General features: G+C 69.0%; 20 protein-coding genes. 18 read left to right on the top strand and 2 right to left on the bottom strand.

Annotation, left to right across the window (positions count from 1 at the left end; all coding sequences use genetic code 11):
• Positions 1-23: 23 nt before the first annotated feature.
• Positions 24-344 (bottom strand): helix-turn-helix domain-containing protein, encoded by a 321-nt coding sequence (locus F8568_RS01480; RefSeq protein ID WP_151590335.1) that lies wholly within the window; start codon positions 342-344, stop codon positions 24-26.
• 187 nt (positions 345-531) lie between these two features.
• Here F8568_RS01480 and F8568_RS01475 point away from each other — a divergent pair, with 187 nt between their 5' ends.
• The 18 genes from F8568_RS01475 (at position 532) to F8568_RS01390 (ending at position 18,703) form a co-directional block, all read left to right on the top strand.
• Positions 532-1,101, top strand: a complete 570-nt coding sequence (locus F8568_RS01475) for a hypothetical protein (protein WP_151590333.1) — start codon at positions 532-534, stop codon at positions 1,099-1,101.
• A complete protein-coding gene (locus F8568_RS01470; RefSeq protein WP_202124350.1) occupies positions 1,092-1,436 on the top strand; it encodes a hypothetical protein in 345 nt (114 codons plus the stop codon). The genes F8568_RS01475 and F8568_RS01470 overlap by 10 nt, the downstream gene beginning before the upstream one ends.
• Positions 1,437-1,636: 200 nt before the next feature.
• On the top strand, positions 1,637-2,203 hold the full coding sequence (locus F8568_RS01465; RefSeq protein WP_151590331.1) for a hypothetical protein: 567 nt from the start codon (positions 1,637-1,639) through the stop codon (positions 2,201-2,203).
• Entirely contained in the window at positions 2,200-3,633 is a 1,434-nt protein-coding gene (locus F8568_RS01460; RefSeq protein WP_151590329.1) for a hypothetical protein, read from the top strand. The genes F8568_RS01465 and F8568_RS01460 overlap by 4 nt, the downstream gene beginning before the upstream one ends.
• The gene (locus F8568_RS01455; protein WP_328600667.1) at positions 3,623-5,098 is read left to right on the top strand and encodes an SCO6880 family protein; all 1,476 of its coding nucleotides are present in this window, start codon (positions 3,623-3,625) and stop codon (positions 5,096-5,098) included. Before F8568_RS01460 ends, F8568_RS01455 begins: the two co-directional genes overlap by 11 nt.
• A gap of 28 nt (positions 5,099-5,126) precedes the next feature.
• Entirely contained in the window at positions 5,127-6,572 is a 1,446-nt protein-coding gene (locus F8568_RS01450; RefSeq protein WP_236008235.1) for a hypothetical protein, read from the top strand.
• Complete coding sequence (locus F8568_RS01445; protein ID WP_151590327.1) at positions 6,569-8,383, top strand: type IV secretory system conjugative DNA transfer family protein; 1,815 nt, start codon at positions 6,569-6,571, stop codon at positions 8,381-8,383. Before F8568_RS01450 ends, F8568_RS01445 begins: the two co-directional genes overlap by 4 nt.
• A 79-nt stretch (positions 8,384-8,462) precedes the next feature.
• On the top strand, positions 8,463-8,867 hold the full coding sequence (locus F8568_RS01440; RefSeq protein WP_151590325.1) for a DUF4913 domain-containing protein: 405 nt from the start codon (positions 8,463-8,465) through the stop codon (positions 8,865-8,867).
• 45 nt (positions 8,868-8,912) lie between these two features.
• Positions 8,913-9,701, top strand: coding sequence for a hypothetical protein (locus tag F8568_RS01435; RefSeq protein ID WP_151590323.1), 789 nt, complete (start codon positions 8,913-8,915; stop codon positions 9,699-9,701).
• A 34-nt stretch (positions 9,702-9,735) separates the two neighbouring features.
• Complete coding sequence (locus F8568_RS01430; RefSeq protein ID WP_151590321.1) at positions 9,736-10,563, top strand: hypothetical protein; 828 nt, start codon at positions 9,736-9,738, stop codon at positions 10,561-10,563.
• A gap of 53 nt (positions 10,564-10,616) precedes the next feature.
• Positions 10,617-11,477 (top strand): hypothetical protein, encoded by an 861-nt coding sequence (locus tag F8568_RS01425; protein ID WP_151590319.1) that lies wholly within the window; start codon positions 10,617-10,619, stop codon positions 11,475-11,477.
• A gap of 125 nt (positions 11,478-11,602) precedes the next feature.
• On the top strand, positions 11,603-11,920 hold the full coding sequence (locus F8568_RS01420) for a hypothetical protein (protein WP_151590317.1): 318 nt from the start codon (positions 11,603-11,605) through the stop codon (positions 11,918-11,920).
• Between the two features lie 6 nt (positions 11,921-11,926).
• A complete protein-coding gene (locus F8568_RS01415; RefSeq protein ID WP_151590315.1) occupies positions 11,927-12,709 on the top strand; it encodes a hypothetical protein in 783 nt (260 codons plus the stop codon).
• 124 nt (positions 12,710-12,833) lie between these two features.
• The gene (locus F8568_RS01410) at positions 12,834-13,217 is read left to right on the top strand and encodes a hypothetical protein (protein WP_151590313.1); all 384 of its coding nucleotides are present in this window, start codon (positions 12,834-12,836) and stop codon (positions 13,215-13,217) included.
• A 24-nt stretch (positions 13,218-13,241) separates the two neighbouring features.
• Complete coding sequence (locus F8568_RS01405) at positions 13,242-14,714, top strand: hypothetical protein (protein ID WP_202124349.1); 1,473 nt, start codon at positions 13,242-13,244, stop codon at positions 14,712-14,714.
• Positions 14,715-15,405: 691 nt separating this feature from the next.
• A complete protein-coding gene (locus F8568_RS01400) occupies positions 15,406-16,446 on the top strand; it encodes a hypothetical protein (RefSeq protein ID WP_160573467.1) in 1,041 nt (346 codons plus the stop codon).
• Positions 16,443-17,615: an alpha/beta fold hydrolase gene (locus tag F8568_RS01395; protein ID WP_160573466.1), complete on the top strand. Its 1,173-nt coding sequence runs from the start codon at positions 16,443-16,445 to the stop codon at positions 17,613-17,615. The genes F8568_RS01400 and F8568_RS01395 overlap by 4 nt, the downstream gene beginning before the upstream one ends.
• A 260-nt stretch (positions 17,616-17,875) precedes the next feature.
• On the top strand, positions 17,876-18,703 hold the full coding sequence (locus tag F8568_RS01390) for an alpha/beta fold hydrolase (RefSeq protein WP_151590307.1): 828 nt from the start codon (positions 17,876-17,878) through the stop codon (positions 18,701-18,703).
• Between the two features lie 641 nt (positions 18,704-19,344).
• Here the strand turns inward: F8568_RS01390 and F8568_RS01385 are convergent.
• Positions 19,345-20,256, bottom strand: a complete 912-nt coding sequence (locus F8568_RS01385) for a thiopeptide-type bacteriocin biosynthesis protein (protein ID WP_328600666.1) — start codon at positions 20,254-20,256, stop codon at positions 19,345-19,347.
• Positions 20,257-20,292 lie beyond the last annotated feature (36 nt).

Genomic DNA, 20,292 nt, shown 5'->3' with positions numbered 1-20,292 from the left:
TGGGCCGCCGCCGTGCCGAGTTGTCAGTCGGCGTCGGTGTCGGTGGTGGGGTATTGGGCGCCGGTACGGGCGCGGCGTTGGGCGCGGTACCCGGCTCCCTTCTTGGGCAGCTCGGTCTGGTCGGGCGTGTCTGGGTCATCGGCGGAGCCCCCGGGTTGGTGGTGGGGCTGCCGCAGCACCTCGCGGACGGCTTGCCAGGAGTAGCGGAAGTCCTTGCCGGTCTTCAGCGCGGGGATCTGCCCGGCGTTGGCCATCCGGCGGACGGTCTGGGGCGACAGGCCGAGTTTGGTCGCGAGTTCGGCGGTGGTGAGCACGTCGGGGTCGCGGCCGGGTGTGTCGGTCATCGCTGGGGCTCCTGGGGTTGCGGTCATGGTGCGGGTGTGCCTCTCAAGTGTGGCGGTTCGGGTGCTGCGGTAGCGCGCTGTTGGCGGCGTTGGCTTGTGAAGAAGTTGTTTGGTGATGCTTGCGCTCCACAAGTCTGCCACTTACTGTAGTCACTCATCAACCCAGAGCAACGATTCGGGGGTATGGGTGAGTCTTCGCCAAACCAGAACAATCCGCCCGAAACCGGCAACAGAACCCGGCACGACGCTGCGCGTCGAGCCGACGGCGCTGGATGTGGTGGTGGCCGGTGCACACGGCGGCGCCGGCACGTCCACGCTCGCGGCACTGCTGCCGGCGGCATGGGACATGGGCTCGATCGAGTCACTGCTGGAGCTGGACCAGGCGCCGCTGCGCGCCAAGGGACGGCCGATCGTACTGACGGTCCGTAACACCGCAGCGGCGGCCACGCGAGCGACCACGGCGATCAGCGTGCTGCGCGACTGGGACGAGCGGGTGGCAGGGCTGGCGATCGTCAGCGACGGCGGCCCGGAGTCGCGGGAGGCCACCGCCCGGTTCGCGCTGCTGGAGGCGCGCGTCGGCGGCATCGTCCGGATCCCGCACGTCCGCCAGTTGCGCCTGGTCGAGGACCCGGCCGAGGTCGTCCTGCCCGGTAAGGCGCGACACGCCCTCGACCAGCTCCGCCGCCTGATCGACGCCGCCGGTGACGGCGCCGCGACGCGCCGCGGGCAGCGCCGCAGGGAGGTGGGATGTCGCTGACGTTGCTGATCGTCTGTGCGACTCACGCCGGTCGGCTGCTGGAGGAGCCGTGGCGGCTGCGGCCACAGAACGGGCTGGGAGTGCCGGTGCCCGATCCGCCGCCGGCGCCGCCGCCGGGGCTGGACGCCAAGATGAACACGCTGCTGTCGTGGGGCAAGTGGGGCGTGCTGATCTGCGGCGTCGCCGGGCTGTTCATCTGCGCGGGGCAGATGGCCATCGGCCGCAAGAACCGGTCCACCTTCGCCGCCGACGGCGCCACCGGCATCCCCTGGGTCCTGGGCGGTCTCAGCCTGGCCGCCACCGCCGCCCCCATCGTCGGGGTGTTCTTCAGATGACCCGACTCCCTCACCTCACGCGGACCCGCAACGCCGACACAGGCGGCTCATCGGCGCGACGCACCGGCGGCCTGGTCCTCGCCGCGATCGTCGGCGGCGGTGTTGTTGGCGCCGCCACGCATGTCACGCTCCCTGCTCCCGATCCGACCCCGCACCTCCCACGGGCTTCCGCCCCTCCGCCTCCCCTGGACGAGCGGGTGGTGGCCGCTCCGCCGGTGTCGTTCGCCGGGATGGTCTGGCGCGACTACCACGGCGTCGCCCTCCCCTATTCCGCTGCGGACGGTCCGCGCAGCACCGCCGGTGATCTGGCGTCCGGGTTCGCGCGGACTCCGTGCGGGGCGTTGCTGGCGGCGGTGCATGTCGCGGTGCGCGCCAACGCCCAGTGGGGGCCGAAGGTGTTCGAGCCGACCATCACCAAGCAGGTCATCGGCCCGGATACTTCCGCGCTGCTGGCCGCAACGCGGCAGCTGTACGACAAGCGCCGCGGGAAGCTGCGCGACGGTGCGGCGCTGGGCCGTGCGTATGTGGTGCTGGAAGGGTTCCGCTGGCAGGGCTACTCCCCCGACACCGCCAGCCTCGACCTGGTCTCCGCCGGCCCCGGCGACAGCGACATGACGGTGCGGGCCGTCACCCGCATCCAACTGCAGTGGCGAGACGACGACTGGCGCGTCATCGCCCCGCCCGGCGGAACCTGGGGCGGGGCAGCAGCATCCATCCCATCCGCCGACGGCTACGTCCGGTTCCTCAGCGGAGGTGCCGGCTCATGATGACGCTCACTCCGTGGATTCCGGTGGATCCGTGCTCGTCGGTGCTGGACCCGGGCTGCGTGCAGACGGTCGACAACGACGACCACCCCTGGGGCCCGCCGATGCCCGACATCCCCGGCGAGATCGGCAGCAACGCCGTCGAGGAGGCCGCCAAGGCGTTCCAGTCCGCAGTGGGGTGGCTGGTCTCCCACACCGCCTCTTGGTGGGTGGAGCTGCCGTCACCGAACCTGGAGGGCGAGTCGGCGGTCGGGTATCTGCAGTTGCTGGTGCAGCCGTTGACCATCGCGGTGGCGGTGCTGGCGCTGCTGGTGGTCGCCGCCAAGATGGCGCTCACGCGCAAGGCGAACCCGGCGGTCGACGCCGGCCGGGGCCTGGTGGTGCTGGCGACGGTCACGGTCATCGGGACGGTGTTGCCGAACCTGCTGCTGCAGTGGGGCGACCAGTGGAGCGGCTGGGTGCTGGACGCCTCCGCGCACGGTGACTTCGGCAAACGGATGGCCGAGATCGTCGCCATTCCGGCCGGGGCACCGGCAGCCCTAATTCTGGTTCTGTCCCTAGTGGCGCTGTTCATCGGCATCGTGCAGGCGTTGCTGTTGCTGTTTCGCAGTGCCGCACTGGTCATCCTCGCCGGGCTCCTGCCGCTGGCCGCCGCCGGCGGGCTCACCACCGCGACGAAGTCGTGGCTCACCCGCGTCGGGGGTTGGATGCTCGCGCTGATCTTCTACAAGCCGGCCGCGGCCGCCGCGTACGCGACCGCGTTCACGCTGGTCGGCCACGGAAAGAACCTCCGGACGGTGCTGATGGGCTTCGCGATGATGCTGATCAGCCTGATCGCCTTCCCGGTGCTGCTGAAGTTCTTCACCTGGACCACCGGCGGCACCGAGTCCGGCAGCGGCGGCGGCATCCTCGGCGCGCTGATGGGCGGCGCGACCGCTGTCGGCGCCCTGCGCGGATTCGGTGCGCCCGGCGGCTCCAGCGGCGCAGGACGCGGCGCGGCCAGCGAGCACGCCGCCTACCTCGACCAGCAACTCGGCGACCAGAGCAACGACAGGCCTTCGGGCGCCGAACCACCCGCACAGCAACCACCGAACGCCGAGCCGACCTCTCCTGGTGCGCACGCCAACGCCGCGGATGACCCGAGTTCGGAACCGGACGCTCCTTCGGGCGGCGCACCATCGGACGCCGACCAGCCGGCAACCACCGGACAGGCTGCAAACGCCGACAGCCACGGATGGGCGCCACCGGACGGCGGGCACGGCGAGCCGGTCGGTCCCGCGACCGTGCGGACCGCTGAACGCGAGTGGCACCGAGGCGAGGACACGTTGCGGTGGATGAGCAATCCCACCGGCTCCACCGACTCCGGCGGCGCGTCCGGCCCGTCGGGTTCGTCGGGCGCGTCGGGCGGGGGAGGTGGCGCTGGTGGGGCATGACATCCGCACCTACGGTGGCTGGCGCCGTCGGCACGGGATCGGACTGCTCGGGCTGGACACTACCTCGACCTTCGTCGCGCTCGGCGTGGCGATGCTGCTGGTCCTGGCCGCCGCCACCATCCCTGCTGCGCTCGTCTACCTTCTCCCGCCGATTGCGGTGGGAGGCGGGTTGGGGCTGGTCCGGGTCGGTGGTGTGCCGGTCGGGCGGCTGGTGGTGGCGCGGTGCCGATGGCGATGGGGCGTGCTGCGTGGCCATAACCGTTACCGGGCCGGTGTCGTCATCGACCACCCGCGCGCGTTCCAGCTTCCCGGCGTGCTCGCGCCGCTGACGCTGCTGAGTGCCGAGGACGGCTACGGCGGCCGGTACGGGATCGTGTGGGACCGGCGCACCGGGCTGCTCACCGCGACGCTGCGGGTGGTGCCGGCCTCGACCTGGCTGGCCGACCGCACCGACGCCGACACCTGGGTCGCGGCCTGGGGCGGCTGGCTCGCCGCGCTCGGTCACATGCCCGCCGTCCGCTGGGTCACCGTCACCGTCGACACCGCGCCCGAGCCCGGCTCCACCCTGGCCGACGCCGTGCAGCAGGCCGTCGTGCCCACAGCGCCGCAGCAGGCGCGGGCCATCATGCACGAGCTGGTGCGGACGGCCCCGGCCGCGGCCGCCGACGTCGACACCCGCGTCTCGATCACCGTCGACCCCAAAGCCTCGGCCGCCGCCCCCAAGGACCTGTTCGAGGCGGTCGCCGACCTCGGACGCATCCTGGACGGGCTGGCGTCCCGGCTCGGGGGCTGCGGTGTGTCCGTCCGTGGACGCGCCACGGCAGCCGAGATCGCCGGGACGGTGCGGACCGCGTTCGACCCGCACGCCCGCGGCGAGGTCAACCGCCTCCTCACCGGGCCACAGGCCGATGAGGTGCTGGGCTGGTGCGATGCCAGCCCGATCGCGGCGACCGAGCATACCGACCGCTACGAGCACGACGGCGGGGTCTCGGTCAGCTGGGCCTGGCACGAACCGCCACGCCAGAACGTCCGCTCCGACATCCTCGCCCGCCTCGTCGCGCCCGGCCCGTTCCCCAAACGCATCACCCTGCAGTACCGGGCCCTGCCCGCCGCGACCGCGAGCCGGGTCCTGCAGCAGGAGGTGAACGCTGCGGCGTTCCGCGCCCAGTTCCGGCGCCGCACCGGCCGCGACGAGACCGCCCGCGACAGCTGGGACGCGGCACGGGCCCGCCAAGCCGCCACCGAGGAAGCGATGGGGGCGGGTGTGTGCCTGGTGTCGATGTACGCGACCGTCACCGTCACCGACCCCGCACAGCTTCGGCGCGCCGTCGCGCACGTCGAGGCGTCCGCCGACGCAGCCAAGATCCGGCTGCGGCGGCTGTGGGGCAGCCAGGCCGCCGGGTTCGCCACCACCCTGCCGTGCGGCATCTGCCCACCCGAGCTGTCCCGCCGCCTCTTTCACTGACCATCCGCCGAACCGGAGAACACAGCACATGACCTCTGCCGAGACACAAGCCATGGCCGAGCCGCTCGGCCCACCCTGGGGCTGGCGCGGCCACGGCGCTGGACGCGCCGCACACGTCGAGCCCGCACCCGAATACCAGGCCACCACCAGCCAGGTCTGCGGCCTGTACCCCTTCACCGCCGGGTCCGGCACCCCCACCGCCGGCACCCCGGTCGGACGGCACCAGCTGTGGGGAGAGGTCGTCTGCCTGGACCCGCTTGCCTGGCTGCGTGAGGGGCTGGTCACCAACCCTGGGATGTTCGTCCTCGGCCAGCCCGGCACCGGCAAGTCCACACTGGTCAAACGCCTGGTCACCGGCGCCGTCGCCACCGGCACCACCCCGATCATCCTGGGCGACACCAAACCCGACTACACCCGCCTGGTCGATTACCTCGGCGGGCAGGTCATCCGCGTCGGACGAGGCGTCGACCGCATCAACCCCCTCGACGCCGGCCCCTTGGACGAAGCCCGCCGCCGCCTGTCCGGCGCCGATGCCGAGGCCTTGTGGTGGGAGGTCCGCTCCCGTCGCCTGTCCCTGCTGCTGGCGCTGGCCACCCTGGTCCGCGAAGCCCGCATTACCAACGCCGAAGAGGTCGTCCTCAGCCGAGCCATCGATTTGCTCGACGACCGCCTCGACCGCGACCCGACGATCGTGGACGTCCTGCACATCCTCGAACACGGACCCGAGGAGCTACGGTCGGCGACCCGCACCGACACCGCCGACTCCTACCGCGCCCAGACCCGCGACCTGGTCTTCACGCTCGACCTGCTCATCTCCGGTTCCCTGGCCGGGGTGTTCGACGCCGCCACCACGCGTCCACTCGACCTGGACGCGCCGGCGATCAGCGTCGACATCTCCCGCGTCCGCGCCGCCGGTGACAAGCTGCTGACCGCGGCGATGCTGTGCACCTGGGCGTATGCCTTCGGCATGGTCGACGCCGCCACCGCCCTGGCCGACCTGCACGCCGCACCGCGCCGCTCCTACCTGGGCGTCATGGACGAACTGTGGCGCGCGCTGCGCGGCGCTCCTGGACTGGTCGAGCACGCCGACGCTCTCACCCGCCTCAACCGCGCCAAGGGCATGGCCTCGATCATGATCACCCACTCCCTCGCCGACCTGGACGCCCTGGCTACTGAAGAAGACCGCGCAAAGGCCAAAGGCTTCGCCGACCGCTCCGCCATCACCGTCCTGGCCGGCCTCCCACCCCGCGAGCTCGCCCGCGTGCATGAGATCACGCCGCTCACCGGCCCCGAGCAGCAGCTGGTCACCTCCTGGTCGGCACCCGACTCCTGGCAGCCCGGCGCTCGCCACCCCGGCCGCGGCAAGTACCTCATCAAGACAGGTGAACGCCTCGGCATCCCCGTCGGACTCTCCCTCGTCGGCCCCGAAACCGACCTCTACGACACCGACCAGGCCATCCGGGCGACCGCATGACCCGAGCCCTCGGACCCCGCGCCTCCATCCTCGACACCAACGCCGGTGCAGGCTGGCTCGTCCTCTTCGCCTGCTGGACACCCATCGCCGCCCTGTGGCTCGTGTGGGCCTCAGCCAAGCTCGCTGCCAGCCTCGCCGGAGGGGCCGTCATGTCCTTCGGGACGGACTTCGCTGTCGCGGTAGTCCGACGCCACTTCGACAACGCCTGGCCAGGAACTCCCACTCCGTTCGTCCTTCTCGCCCTGGTGCTGCTGCTCGCCGCAATCGGCAGCACGACATGGACGGTCTGGCGGCGGATCGTCCAACGTTTTCCACAGCCCGGGGATGCCGTCGCCGCCCTCGCCGACAACCCGGGGCTGGCCGAACTCGAACCATCCGCGACCGCGAACAAGGCCGCCGCGCTGCGCCGCTCCCTGACCGCACCGCCCGAGCACCTTGACCGCGACGACATCGGCCTGGTCCTCGGCGATGTTCTGCTGCCCGGCGACCGGAGCGGGCCGACGCTGTTCGCCTCGTTCGAGGACACCGTCGTGGCGTTCATGGCGCCCCGCTCCGGTAAAACCACCACCCAGTCGATCCCGCATGTGCTGTCGGCGCCCGGCCCGGTCATCGCCACCAGCAACAAAGCCGACCTGTGGGCCGCCATCTCCACCGTCCGCGCCGCCCGCACCCACGGAAAGACCTGGCTGTTCGACCCGCAGCACATCACCTACCAACCCCAGACCTGGTGGTGGAACCCCCTCGCCGGACTGACCACCGTCGAAGACGCCCACCGCCTGGCCGGCCACTTCGTCCTCACCGTCGACGACGGGCAGAAGAAGGACCTGTGGGGACCCGCCGCCCAAGACCTGCTGTGCGCGCTGTTCCTGGCCGCCGCGACCTCCGGCCGCTCCCTGCACCACGTCGCCCAATGGCTCGACGAACCCGCCGTCCCCACCCCCATCGAACTCCTCCAAGAGGCCGGATTCGCACTGATGGCCTCCTCGCTCAAAGGCACCCAGAACGGTGCGGTCGAAACCCGCGACGGGATCTACCAAACCGCCCGCACCACCGCCAAAGCCCTCCGCGACCACGACATCCTCGCCTGGGTCACCCCCGCCCGCGACCTACCCGTCTTCGACCCGCACACCTTCGCCGGCACCCGCGACACCCTCCACCTGCTGTCCAAATCCCTCTCGGCGGCGGCGCCGCTGATCGCCGCGCTCACCGACACCACCATGCGCGCCGCCGAACGCCGCGCCGAGCAATCCGGTGGACGCCTCGACCCGCCCCTGATCGTCGCCCTCGACGAGGCCGCCAACATCTGCCGCATCGCCGACCTGCCCCAGCTGTACTCCCACCTCGGCTCCCGCGGCATCATCCCCGTCACCATCCTGCAGAGCTACGAACAGGGCGTCACCGTGTGGGGCGAGCCCGGCATGGCCGCGCTGTGGGGAGCCGCGACCCGCAAACTCATCGGCGCCGGCATCGACTCCCCCCGCCTCGTCCGCGACCTGGCCACCCTCATCGGCCAACACGACGTCCCCGTCCGCTCCATCACCTACAACGACGGACGCGCCAGCGAACAGATCTCCCTGCGCCGCCAGGACATCCTCGACGCCGCCGACATCCGCGCCCTCCCCAAAGGCACCGCACTCCTACTGGCCACCGGCACCAAACCCGCCCTGATCCGCCTGCGCCCCTGGTACCAGGGCCCGCACGCCACCGCCATCACCAAGGCCATCGAAACCGCCGACACCGCCATCGCCGAAGCAGCCCGCCGCCACCACGACCAGCCTGGACGCACCCAGCTACCGGAGCTGGACGCCTAGCTCCGCGCCCCGCTGCCCAGCGAAGCCCTGACGGCAGGGGCGACGCCGTCATGCCCAACCCAACAGTTCAGGAGGCTCAATGCCCGTCGAAACCACCGCACCCCATCCCGGGAGCGAGAAGCTCAAGCCGCTGTATCCCAGCCTGACCAGCTGGGTGACCGGCCACTTCGTCCCCATGTACCGGCGCACCCTCGGCGGCGAGTTCCGCTGGTGCGCGGAGTGGTGGCACCACGGCGAGGCGATCTCCCGCCTCACCGCCCTCTGGTACGCGTGGGAGGCCATGCGGCTGCAAGGCGCCACCGGCATGGCGCTGTGGTACCGCGACCACCTCGACCACCAACTCCCCGTCCTCCTCGGCCCCCGCGGGCCCTTCTACCAGTGCACCGAGAACGAACACCTCACCCCACACGAAGCCCGTGTCGCCCCGGTCCCCGACGGTTGGCTCGGCCCTGACTACCAGGCCCCCGCTCCGAACGGGGCCTGACCCCGGCCTCTTCTCCACCTTTCACGCCACTGACTGGAGATCCGCATGCCCGACCGCATGGAAGCCGCCGCGCTCGCACTCGACGCCTACCAGCGGCACCTGTTCGGCGACCTGGCCAATGGTCACCGCACCGACCACGCCGAAGCCCAAGGGCTCCTGCACTCCCTTGTCGCCGACCTCATCCGCTACGGCGAAGGCAACCGCCTGAACGTCGCTGAACTGCTCGACGCCCTCATCCAAGCCCGCATCGACCGCGGCGGCGCCCTCACCAACCCCCGCTACAGCTTCCGCATCCACACCGAAGTCCAGTTCCGCGACCACGACAGCGACCCCCAGCGCGGCTTCATCACCGAACTGAAATCCACCGGCCCCGGATCAGGCACCGACTGCACGCTCCGCATCCCCGGAATCAGCGAACCCCGCCACACCACCGCTGCCGAACTCCAGCCCGCCACCCGGATGACCCCGATCCCGACCCGCACCGTCGGCACCGTCTTCTCCGCCCAGGCAGCCGAGCAGACCCTCATCAGCATGCTCATCCACCAGCGCACCAGCCACGACACCGCAGGACCCGACGAGCGGCTGCACGCCGACCTGGCGGAGCTGTCCACGGCGCTGGCCGCCTGGTCCGGCACCACCTCCGAACAGGTCTTGCACCATCTACGCGCTCATGGCGAACAGTACGCGGCCGACGACTGGCCCTCCGCCGCTCGCTGCGCCGCGGCTGCGTTCCCCAACGACATCGCCGCCGACCTCGCCCGCGAACCGCCCGCCCCACCCACAACCGCTCACCCTGCTCCACGCCGATCCGGCTCCCGTCCACACCTGACGTGACACCCTGCAATCCGCTTCCCACGGAGGTATCCCCATGCCCGATCCCGACGACGCCGTCGCCGCGGCACTCGACGCCTACCAGCGCGAACTTCTCCCCGGCGACCTTCCCAGCCACCACGCCGACCCGTCCCTGGCTGAGGCACTGGTCCAGTCGTTGCTCGAGCAGCTCGCCCGCTACTCGGCTCGGCACGGCCAGGACATCGGCGACACCCTCGAGGAACTGCACCAGCGCAGCCTCGACCGCAGCACAGACGACACCGATCAAGTCCACAACTTCCGGCTCGGCGCCCAAGTACAGATTCGCCAGCAGGAAACCGCCACCGGAGCCGCACCGCGGTACCCACGCTGGCGCGGCTTCATCACCTCCCTCACCCAGACACCCGGTGGCGATGCCAGGTGCACGGTCCGCGTCCCGGCCGTCGCTGACACCGTGCACGTGACCGCGTCCGAACTCCAACCGGCGGACGCCTTCCTGCCCATCGCCACGCGAACAACCGGAGTCATCACCCACGCACGCGATGCCGAGGAGACGATCGTCGCTCTCACCGCCTGGCTCGAGTGCAACGCCGACCGCGCCCCGGCCGGCTACCAGGACCGGCTCGACGACCTCGCACGGCTATCCGAAGCCCTCGCGGCATGGTCGGGCGGCCACCCGGAAAAGATCGCCCGCCACCTGCCCCCACCCGTCCCGCAACCCACCCGGCCGACCGACATCGCCGCTGCCGTCCCGCCCGGCCCCTCGCCGGTCGCGCGGCTGGCCGCGACCGGCTTCCCGCAAGGCCCCACACCGATCCGGCCCGACGCCCCGCGTGCCGTCCCGAAACCGCCGGACCGTTCCGAGCGACGCCCACGCCGCCTCTAGACCCACCGCAGCACCCGCCCGCGTCACCAGCCCACCGACTCCATGGAGGCCATATGACCGAAGCCGGCGCCGATGAGTTCGCCGAGTTCGGAGCCGCCGCTCTCGATGCCTTCCAAGCTCTCTTCGAGCAGACCGAGCACCTCGACCACCACGCCAACGACGACGACGCCCGCGAGTTGATCAGCGACCTGCTGGTCGACCTGATGCACTACGCCGACCGCCGCGGCATCGACTTCCACGACCTGGCCGCCCAAGCACAGGCCTACTACGACATCGAACGCGGCAACCCCAACGCCTTCGCCATCGGCTCGACCGTCCAGCTCGAAGGCCCCGCCGCGCACGAGGCCGTCCTGCTGGGCCAGCCGACCCGGGGCACCGTCACCGGCGTCCTGGTCTCCCAGCAAGGCCAGGCCGAGTACTACGTGCACTTCCTCGGACAGACCCAGAACCAGCCCGTGCTGGCCGCGAACCTGGAGCCGGCACCGCCCTTCCCCGCCACGCCCACCCATCAAGGTGTCGTCCACGACCCGCTCAAAGCCGAACAGCTCCTGGTCGACACCGCCACCCGCATCGCCCTCGCAGACGTCCACGGCCACCAACCGACCCGCGACGACTTGCACGACCACCGGACCCTGCTGGACGCGCTCACGACCTGGAACGACATGCCCGAACGCAACATCACCGACCTGCTGTTGAGCAGGGTCGCCGAACACCTGAACACAGCAGAACCGGGCGACGTCACCCAGCCGCCGCCTCCGGCGCCCGCCACCGACCCAACCGATCGGCCCACGCCCGCCCAACTCGCCGCTCAAGCGTTCCCGGTCCCTCTGGCCGACAGCATCGCCGGCGAACACAAGCCGGTCACGAGCCCCGCGTCACGCCGACGGCAACCACCGCTCGGCCCCAGCCGCTGACCCACCCCGCAACCAACAGCCGCAACACCACGGAGGATCTCCTGAAGCACCAGTTCCGCTACCTCACGCGACAGATCAAAGCCGCCGACTCCATCCCCGCCCTGCTCGCCTCGGCCTTCATCGGCTTGGAGCTGATCGAACGCGCCACGACCGTGCTCCCCGACCTCGACGACGAGCCGAACCACCTCGACCACGAAACTGCGACCACCGCGGCCATCGACGCATGGTGGGCGCTGTCACAAGCCCCCACCCTCGCCTGGCCCAGCGCCGCACCCATGACCACGGACCAGACCCGGGAACTCGCCGAGGCGATCGCCGACTTCGTGCTGGTCGTCACCCAGGCGATCCTCAACGCCGCTTCCAAGTCCACCGACCCCGGCGACCGCGTCGCCTGCCTGCAAGCCGCACACCACGCCGGCCGCCTGCACGCGGCCCTGAAGTAGGAGCCCATGACCGACCACGACCCCAACGCCACCCAGCTGGCACGCGCCACCCACCTCGTCCGCACCTACGAACAGTCGGCCTTCCCCGGCGGCGGCTCCCTGCTCGACCGCGACCCGCTCTACACCCGAGCCCTGCTCAGCGCCCTGATCAACGACCTGGAGCACTACGCCATCGATCACGACCTCGACTTCGCCGAGGTCATCGCCGGCGGACGCGCAACCACCACACACAACCCCGGCCAGGACGCCGCACCGTACAAGGTCGGCGACGAGGTCTGCCTCCCCCTGCACGGCGACCGCTGCGGCACGATCGTCGGCTGGACCACCAGCAGATCCGACGCCGGGACGATCTACCTCGTCGAAGTCCCCGGCATCCCCACCATCCTCGCCGCGCCGACCGGCCACCTGGCCCCAGCGCCTCCCTTCCCACCGCCCCCAACGCCCCTGGGCGCCATCTCCCGTGCCGACCAGGCCGAACGCGCCTACATCAGCCTCGCGGCCCGCCTCACCAGCGCCACGACACCCGACCGCGCCGCCATCAAACGCTCCCGCGACACCCTGATCGAGGCGCTCAGCACCTGGTCAGGCGTCCCCGCGCACCAACTGCGCAACGAACTCGACCCCAAACCGCCACCACCTGCACCCGCCGGCCGCCCGCGTGATACCGCAGCCGCCGCCAACGACTTCCCCCACCACATCACCCAAGTCATACCGAGCCCCCCAGCAGCGCCCACCACCCGCCCGGACAACCAGCCAAGACGCCACCCCGGCCCATCCCAAGCCGCATGAGACGCACCAGGAGAACCCATATGCGCAACACCACCCGCCACCAACGCGGCCACGCCCGAATCCGCCCCGGCCCCACCCGCTATGCACACCAGCCCCACCCACCCGAAGAGCCGAGGACCCGCACATGACCCACGAACGCGAGCACGCTCAGGTCCGCCAGACCTGGTTCACCGAACTCCTCGCCACCGCCCTCAACGACCTCGCCCACGCCGAACGCGTCATCACCGCCTTCGCCGCCCAACAACCCGACGGATACATCGCCTGGGGCATGGCCGAAGGCGAAGCCACCCAAGCCCACCGCGCCCTCCGCCAAGCCCCGTCTCTGCAGACCGCAGCACCGGCCGACCAGGACACCGCCGACGCCACGGCCGACGCGCTGTTCGAACTGGCCGGCAAGGTCTCCCAGAGCCTGGTACGCGCCGCCGAACTGGCCAGTCACCCCGACGACAAGATGGCCTGCCTCCAAGCAGCGCTGCACGCCGGCCGGCTCCGCGAAGCCCTCCGGTAGCCGCCCATGGTCACCTTCGGGGACATGACCGCGCTCGCCGCCGAACACCTGATCGACCTCAAAACCGCCGTCCACGCACCCGACATCGCCCACCACGCCGCCCAGCCCGCCGTCCGAGCCGAACTCTCCCAACTCGCCCACGTCCTCGTCCGCTACCACGACCAGATCGCCACCGGATTCGGCGTCCCGCACACCCACGACCACGGCGTGCGGGACGCCGCCCACCGCGCCTCAACCCTCATCGACCACGCCGCGCAAATCCTCGGTCCCCGCCCCACCACCGAAACACCCGAAACCACCCTCGCCGAAAAGATCCGCTGCGTCTCCCTCGCCCTCGGCTGCGGCCTCGACCTGCTCGCCTCCCACACCCCGACCACCCTCACCGAAACCATCTCACCGGACGCGCCCACCATCGCCGCCACCGACACCGCCCGCGCCCTGCTCCACCACCTCAGCGACCACACCGCCACCGCCGCCCACCTGACCAAGCACACCGGGGCCCCAGCGAACACCGCCAGCCGACCGCTCCTGACCGCAGCCGTCCTGTCCCGCGTGTTCGGCGCCGACCAACGGCCACCGATCGAGCCTGTCCCGCTCCACCGCACCCCCGAACGGATCCCACCCACCGCCGGCGAGGACATCAACCAATCCATCACCGGGATCAACGCCAGCATCCAACGGCTGAACAAACCCGATGCACCCGGCTCGATCACCACCTGGCGCTACCTCGCCCGCGCAGCCGCCATCATCTGCGACATCAACAGCAAAACCATCCTCCACCTCACCCGCCGCATCGAAGAACTCAACGAACCGCACCACATCCCACACCTCAAACAAGTCGCCCAATCCGCCAGGAAGACCAGTGGACGATGGAAAGCAATCATCCGACGCTGGGACGCCTACGACCATTTCGGCCACCCCGCCACCGGAATCGCCACCGACGCCAGCGACCTCATCATCCGTCTCGGACGCCTCATCCACACCGACCCAGCCTGGACACCCAGCCCCCGCGCCTCCTGCCGCATGAAACCACCCGCCCAGCTCGCCGTTACGACAACCGACGCCGCCCGCGTCGCCACCGTCACCCTCAAAGCCTTCGAGGCCTGCAACGTCATCGCCGCCCACCACCGCACCGCCATCAACGACCTCGCCGTCATCGACGTCCTCCAACAGCAGCAACAGCACCCGACCTTCCGCCCCCGCGTCCCCGCATCAACCCGCCACCTCCTACGCCTCTACGAAGCCACAGAAACCCAAGGCACCGAAACCGTCACCACGCTCGGCCACACAGTCGAAGCACTCGCAGCCGGCAACCCCGCCCAAGCCGACGAAGCCCGCCTCATCATCCGCCGCTCAGCCGCAACCAGCCAAAGCACCCTCGCCGCCGCCGGCTTCCCCGCCTCCATCGACGAATGCCTCACCACCCCACACCCAGTAGCCCGCCACACGGCGCCCACGAGCAAATCAACCAACGCCCAAAAACCATTTCGTTCATAAGGCGAGGCATGGTGAGAGCCAGGGGTGCGTAAGGCCGCTCAGGTCAGCTTCGCCGATCGTGGGCTCTGGTTAGGCCGTAGACCGTCCATCCCGCCTCGGCGGCCGTGTCTTGCTCTACTCGGCCGAGCCGTTGACAAGCCGCAGCGCGGCGCGCGGCCCGCCGCGTCGAGCACCGGCAGCAGCACTCGGTTGAGGACGCGTTTCGACTCCTGCGCGACCGCCGGGTCCCGCGGCACCGGGTCTCGTAGCCGCAGCCGCCGGGCGTCGGCGGAAGCCTCTTCGAATCCCGTCGTCATCCCCTCGGCCGCTGCGGGACGCGCCTGTCCATCGCACATGACGGCCGAGCCACCATTTTCGAGAGCTGTGCCGTTCGCTGCGCGTTGCGGACACTTTGTGCGTAGGAGCCTTACCTTGCCCGGGTTGACACCGAGGCGGGGCGCACCCCCGCCTCGGGCACCGGAACACAGCGAGGCTGGTACGTCCGTCGGAGCCCGAGAGTCGGCCAGACCAGTCAGCCTCGCATGGGCACGGCACGAGCCCGGGTGGGAGTGGAGAGGCGGAGCGATGGCGGGCTGCTGCTCGTCCGGTACCGGATCGTACATGTCGGTAGCGCACGACAAAACCCAGGTTTTTGACTTACCCTAATCTACTTAACTTGCCATAGTAAAACTCGAATGTTAGCTTCTATACTGTGAATTTAAAGGATCTTCAGAACGCGGCCGAGCGACTGGGAGAACATCCCCAGGATCACGGATGGCGCCAGTTCTTTCGCCTGGTGGCGCGCGATCTGAGTGATCCTTCGAGCGATCTGTCGAGCATCCTCGAACGCTGCGCGCTGCGCCAGCCGGCGCACAGTCCGGGCCACTTGATCAATCTTTTCGGTATCGCACTTAAATCTGTAGCTCCGGAAGATTTCGCTCTGCTCGGCGCACCGGCCTCGGAGGTGGCTCGGGCAGCGTTACTGGGGCGGATGGCACGCGAGCATGCGGACGGCATCGCCACCATCGTCGAGCAGCGACGCAACTCCTTCACTGGAGCGCGGCGCTTCCTGGTGCCTCAGGTGATCCTCAGCGCCTGCCTCCCACGGCACAGCCGCAGCGGGCTATGCTTCGCCGATCTCGGAACCGGCCTCGGCATCATGCCGAAACAGATCAACAACGAGAAGCTGTTCACCGCCTTCAGCGCGGACCTGCCTTGGCCCGGCGGCGTCCCGGCCTACCGGGAGGCTCCCATTCGCCGCGCGCTGGCCGTCGACCGGGGCCCCTTTCCCGACCTGCATTGGGTACGGGAATGCTATGGCTCATCTGAATATTACGATTCCCTGTTCGGTGAACTGGTGTTCGCCCTCGACGCGGTGGACGTCAATGGCGCGACGACCGAAACCTGCGAGGTCGATCTCCTGGACACGGCGGTGCTCCGGCAGTTCCTGCACCGCTGGCCGATACACGCCGCGAACTTGAGTTACGTGTTGTACGAAATCGCTCCTGACCGCCGAACGCAGATCATCAACACGCTGCGCGATAACCTGCGCCCGCCCGGACTGATCATTGTCACCGAGCCGCGCGCCGAACTGACCCGCCAAGGGTGCGAGACCCTGGTGTACTGCGACTATCGCACCGACCCGTACCGGCTCTGCACCGTGTCCGACGGACACTTCATCGGCGAGGTGACCGCGTTGGAAGACTACGACGAATTCACCGCCAGGTATCCCATCGCATTCCAGCCGTCGTGATCAGACCGCTGGCTCGCAACGGCGGCGGTGAGGTCGCCGTCCACGAGGAGGGCCCGCGCGTACCGCGCTGGTTGGCGGTACTGGCCGGCACTGGTGGCTCGCTGCTGGGCCTCGCGACGAACCTCTACTCCGCCGAGTTCCGCCGCGCCATCGCCGCCACGAGCGAATGGCTGAGCGCCACCGTCCTTTCGGCGCTGCTCATCGCCACCGTGTCGAGCGGCTCCGCACTCGCCTTCTACCGCCTCCTGGCACGGCGGCACGGGCCGACCGAGTTGCAGACCGGCGAGATTCCGATCACCTCCGACGCGATCCAGCACATCCACAGCGAAGGCGACTCGGTCGTCGGCAGGTCGCTCCGCTACCTGGAGACGAAACGCGACTCCAACGACCTCGTCATTTTCCTGCACGGACTGGGGCTGGACTACGACGACTTCCAGTCGTACATGCTGGAAAGCCGGTTCCACTGCATCGCGCTCACCCTCTTCGGTTTCAACACCAGCGAACGCAACGACGACCACTACAAGCCGATCTCCCTCGAGTCCCACCTGCAGCTGCTTGCGTACGCGCTGAGGAGGTTCCGCAAGGACAACCCACACAAGACCATCACCGTCGTCGGTTTCTCATTCGGCGCCGACGCGCTGCTCCTCCTCAACCGCTACGCACAGGACCAGATTCGCGACGTAAGGATCGAACGGACCGTGCTGCTGGACCCCAACGTCAACCGCACGACGACGACGATTTCGAGCAAGGTCGCCGCTGTGAACTCCCAAGATCCGCTGCCCGAGCTCGTCGACCTGTTGCACTCCGCCCGGGACATCGGTGAACTCGGTTACCTGTGTGCCTACTTGAGAAAGATCACGTCCAAGGACTTCGGTCAAGTCCGGCGGCATGCGCAGGAAGTCGTAGGTGTGTGGCAGGGCGACGGCTACGACCAGTTTCTCGACCGGGTTGGGCAACTAGCGCGCATCGCCCGAGACGTGCACATCATCCTGTCCTTCGCTTTCGAGAACCAGTTCAACGGCATGGCACGAGCTGCCCGTAACCGGGGCCTGGACATCAGCAACCTGGACTGCTCGCGGCTGGGTCATTTCGATCTCATCGGCCCCCAGTTCCTCAAGGAAAGGCTTGAGGGTCTGCTGTACCCGCCTCAAAGACCAACTGATCCATGATCACGCGCCGGACCCCACTTGGAACGGTGCATGCTACCAGCACCCTGCGAGAAGTAGGTCTTGGACGTTTGTGGCCATGCTGCCGACAATCTTGTGAACATCGGAGATCTTTTTGGCATAGTTCAGTTGTGATCTTACTCGGGTAACTATGGTGTAAGCCACATCACCCAGGCTCCCGCGTCCGGGGCCGGCGGGCAGCACGCTCGACCGGTGCGGGCTGAAACGCCTCAAACTCCCCCTCTATATGAACGAGCGAAGCCATGAAACAGGCAGAGCAGGTGTACATCACCCTCGGCGAACGTCCGACACGGATCGCCGTCAACATGCGTCACAGCGGAAACGACCTCGTGCTGTTCCTCCACGGCCTGGGCTGTGCAAAGGAGAGCTTCGCCGGGGCCTTCGACTGCCAGGCTCTGCGCGGATTCACCCTCTGCGCCTTCGACTTTCCCGGGCACGGCCACTCCGAAAGCGATCATGACCAGGACCATTCACTCCCGGCCTACGCCGCGATCACCCGATCGCTCATCGAATACCTGCGGAGCCTCTGGGGGGCCAGTGGGCGCCTCTTCCTCGTCGGCCACAGCATGGGCGGCTCGGTCGGCCTCCTCGCCGCTCAGGACATCCCCTCGCTGACCCACTATGTCAGCGTGGAAGGAAACCTAATCGCCGAAGACTGCGGCTTGGTGAGCCGCTGGACCGCCAACCAGCTTAGCGACCAATTCATCGAAGCTGGCTATCGGTCGTTCCAGCGCGAACTCGTCCGCTCCGAGCGACCCGACCTCCGCGCCTGGGCACGCTGGTACAGCGAGGCCGAGCCGAACGCCATCCACCAAAGTGCACGCTCCCTTGTAGAATGGTCGGACAGCGGGAAGCTTCTCAACCTCTTTCGTGAATTGCCGCAGGCGAAAACTTATGTTCACGGAGCCGAGGAGGACAAGAGGCACCTACTCCCATACCTGGCCGACTATCAGGTCAAGTGCATACCGGAAGCCGGCCACTTTCTCATGGTGGATAACCCGTACGATTTTTACGGGACCCTGGCGGAAACTTTTTCCCATCCTACTTCCCGGCCATACGCCGAACGATGACGCGCACACAACATCCGCCCCCTCGTTCACCTCAGCCCGCAACCAGCCACATGCCAGGGCAGTTCGTCCGATTCAGCCTTCAGCAACCTTCACTCATGTCGCGGCGCAGGCGTATGTCGAGGTGAGGGATCACGCAACTCAAGCGCGGGCGCCCTACGGCCTAACGAGCTCTTGAGGTTCGGACTCGCACCGTCTAAAGTGCTATCTCCCCTGGCACAACGTGGTGAGAGCGATGCCTGCGAATGAGTACTGGGCCGATGGGCGGCGCAAGCGCGCCGTCACGGTCACCGCCGAGACTCGCGAGTCACGTTCCGAGACCGCCGAGCAGTTGGTCGGCAGGTTGAACAGCCGTGCGCGGAGGAAGCTCAGACGCCGTCTCGCTCGGGAACAACGCAGGATCAACGGTTTGGAATAGTTGGAACCGGGCCGATCGCGGTCGTCCGTGGCCGGCGCGGCTGGCCGTCCACCGCTGCGTCCTCCAGCGCACTACCGGCCTTCACAACGGCTCTACCACTTACTCATCCGCTGAATAGTCTGCGACGACATTTATAAAGGCTTCCGTGGCCCTCGCCGTAGCCGGGCGCCGCCGCCGGGCCGCCATCTGCTGGCGACGCCTCGTGCGGTAAGTTGGGCTCGACCTTTTACACGGTGAGGATCGCTGTCTGGGCGGCGGTGGCGAGGATGCTTTGGGTTCGGAGGGGGAGACCGAGGCGGTTCCAGTGGAAGATGACGTGGTAGGCGAGCACGCGGCGTAGCCCCCGCTCGATGGTGCCTGCGCGGGCGGAGGCACCGAGAGCCTGGCCTGCGCGGTGGAAGGCGCCTGCCCACTCGGCAGCGAACGGCAGGGGGCCGCTTTCGCTCAGCAGCGGGCCGTCCGCAGCGAGGTCGGCCGACATCAACAGCCGGAGGGACTCGGCCATCGCTTCCAGCCGACCTGTCGGCACGTCGGTGGGCAAGGGGCGTTGCTGGGCGACGAGATGCCAGGCGTCGCCTTGCTCGTACCATTCGAGTCCGGCGGCGCGGAACAGCGCCGTGCACAGGAGAACTGACAGCTCGCGGCGACCGAGCTTTGGCTGGTCATCGAGCGGGGCGTTCAGGATGGCGTGGCTGTCGGCGCAGAACAGTTCATGCGCGACGTTCATGCCCTCGGGGCCGCCGAACGCTGTCGTCTCCGGCTCGTAGATGCCGTGCCACCAGCTCTGGATGTGCCCGCGGACGGTGAGTCTGTCGAGTGCTGAGTCCAGGACGGTTCGCCGGTAGGAGGAGTCTTCCCGAAGGCGCACGCGCCAGCATGGATGCTTGCGGATGAACCACCATCGGGTGGTGGAGGTGTCCAGGAGCGGGGCGAGGTGCTCGGCTGCGGCCTCTTCGGCGCGCGGCCAGTCGGTGAATTCGATGTAGAGCTGCCACCAGTCGGAGTCGCCGTGTTGGTAGCGGAGTGCTTCGCGGCCCGCGCGCTGGTAGGTCTCGACGGCCGTGGCCAGGGTGGCGGGCGGCATCCGGAAACAGTCGGCCACGTGGTTGAGGGGTGTGCCGGCCAGGACGTGCAGCACGGCGTCCTCGGTCCTTGTGAGCTGCTGACTTGTTGC

This window comes from Actinomadura physcomitrii, from assembly GCF_008923205.2.
Classification (GTDB): Bacteria; Actinomycetota; Actinomycetes; order Streptosporangiales; family Streptosporangiaceae; genus Spirillospora; species Spirillospora physcomitrii.
Note: the sequence above shows the minus strand (reverse complement) of the source record. Positions and strands in the feature narration are given on the sequence as shown.

Excerpts from the sequence above, each read along its gene's own strand:
- F8568_RS01430 (WP_151590321.1), top strand. The coding sequence starts at position 9,736 with ATGCCCGATCCCGACGACGCCGTCGCCGCGGCACTCGACGCCTACCAG.
- F8568_RS01460 (WP_151590329.1), top strand. The coding sequence starts at position 2,200 with ATGATGACGCTCACTCCGTGGATTCCGGTGGATCCGTGCTCGTCGGTG.
- F8568_RS01415 (WP_151590315.1), top strand. The coding sequence starts at position 11,927 with ATGACCGACCACGACCCCAACGCCACCCAGCTGGCACGCGCCACCCAC.
- F8568_RS01450 (WP_236008235.1), top strand. The coding sequence starts at position 5,127 with ATGACCTCTGCCGAGACACAAGCCATGGCCGAGCCGCTCGGCCCACCC.
- F8568_RS01425 (WP_151590319.1), top strand. The coding sequence starts at position 10,617 with ATGACCGAAGCCGGCGCCGATGAGTTCGCCGAGTTCGGAGCCGCCGCT.
- F8568_RS01480 (WP_151590335.1), bottom strand. The coding sequence starts at position 344 with ATGACCGACACACCCGGCCGCGACCCCGACGTGCTCACCACCGCCGAA.
- F8568_RS01470 (WP_202124350.1), top strand. The coding sequence starts at position 1,092 with ATGTCGCTGACGTTGCTGATCGTCTGTGCGACTCACGCCGGTCGGCTG.
- F8568_RS01405 (WP_202124349.1), top strand. The coding sequence starts at position 13,242 with ATGACCGCGCTCGCCGCCGAACACCTGATCGACCTCAAAACCGCCGTC.
- F8568_RS01435 (WP_151590323.1), top strand. The coding sequence starts at position 8,913 with ATGCCCGACCGCATGGAAGCCGCCGCGCTCGCACTCGACGCCTACCAG.
- F8568_RS01410 (WP_151590313.1), top strand. The coding sequence starts at position 12,834 with ATGACCCACGAACGCGAGCACGCTCAGGTCCGCCAGACCTGGTTCACC.
- F8568_RS01390 (WP_151590307.1), top strand. The coding sequence starts at position 17,876 with ATGAAACAGGCAGAGCAGGTGTACATCACCCTCGGCGAACGTCCGACA.
- F8568_RS01440 (WP_151590325.1), top strand. The coding sequence starts at position 8,463 with ATGCCCGTCGAAACCACCGCACCCCATCCCGGGAGCGAGAAGCTCAAG.
- F8568_RS01445 (WP_151590327.1), top strand. The coding sequence starts at position 6,569 with ATGACCCGAGCCCTCGGACCCCGCGCCTCCATCCTCGACACCAACGCC.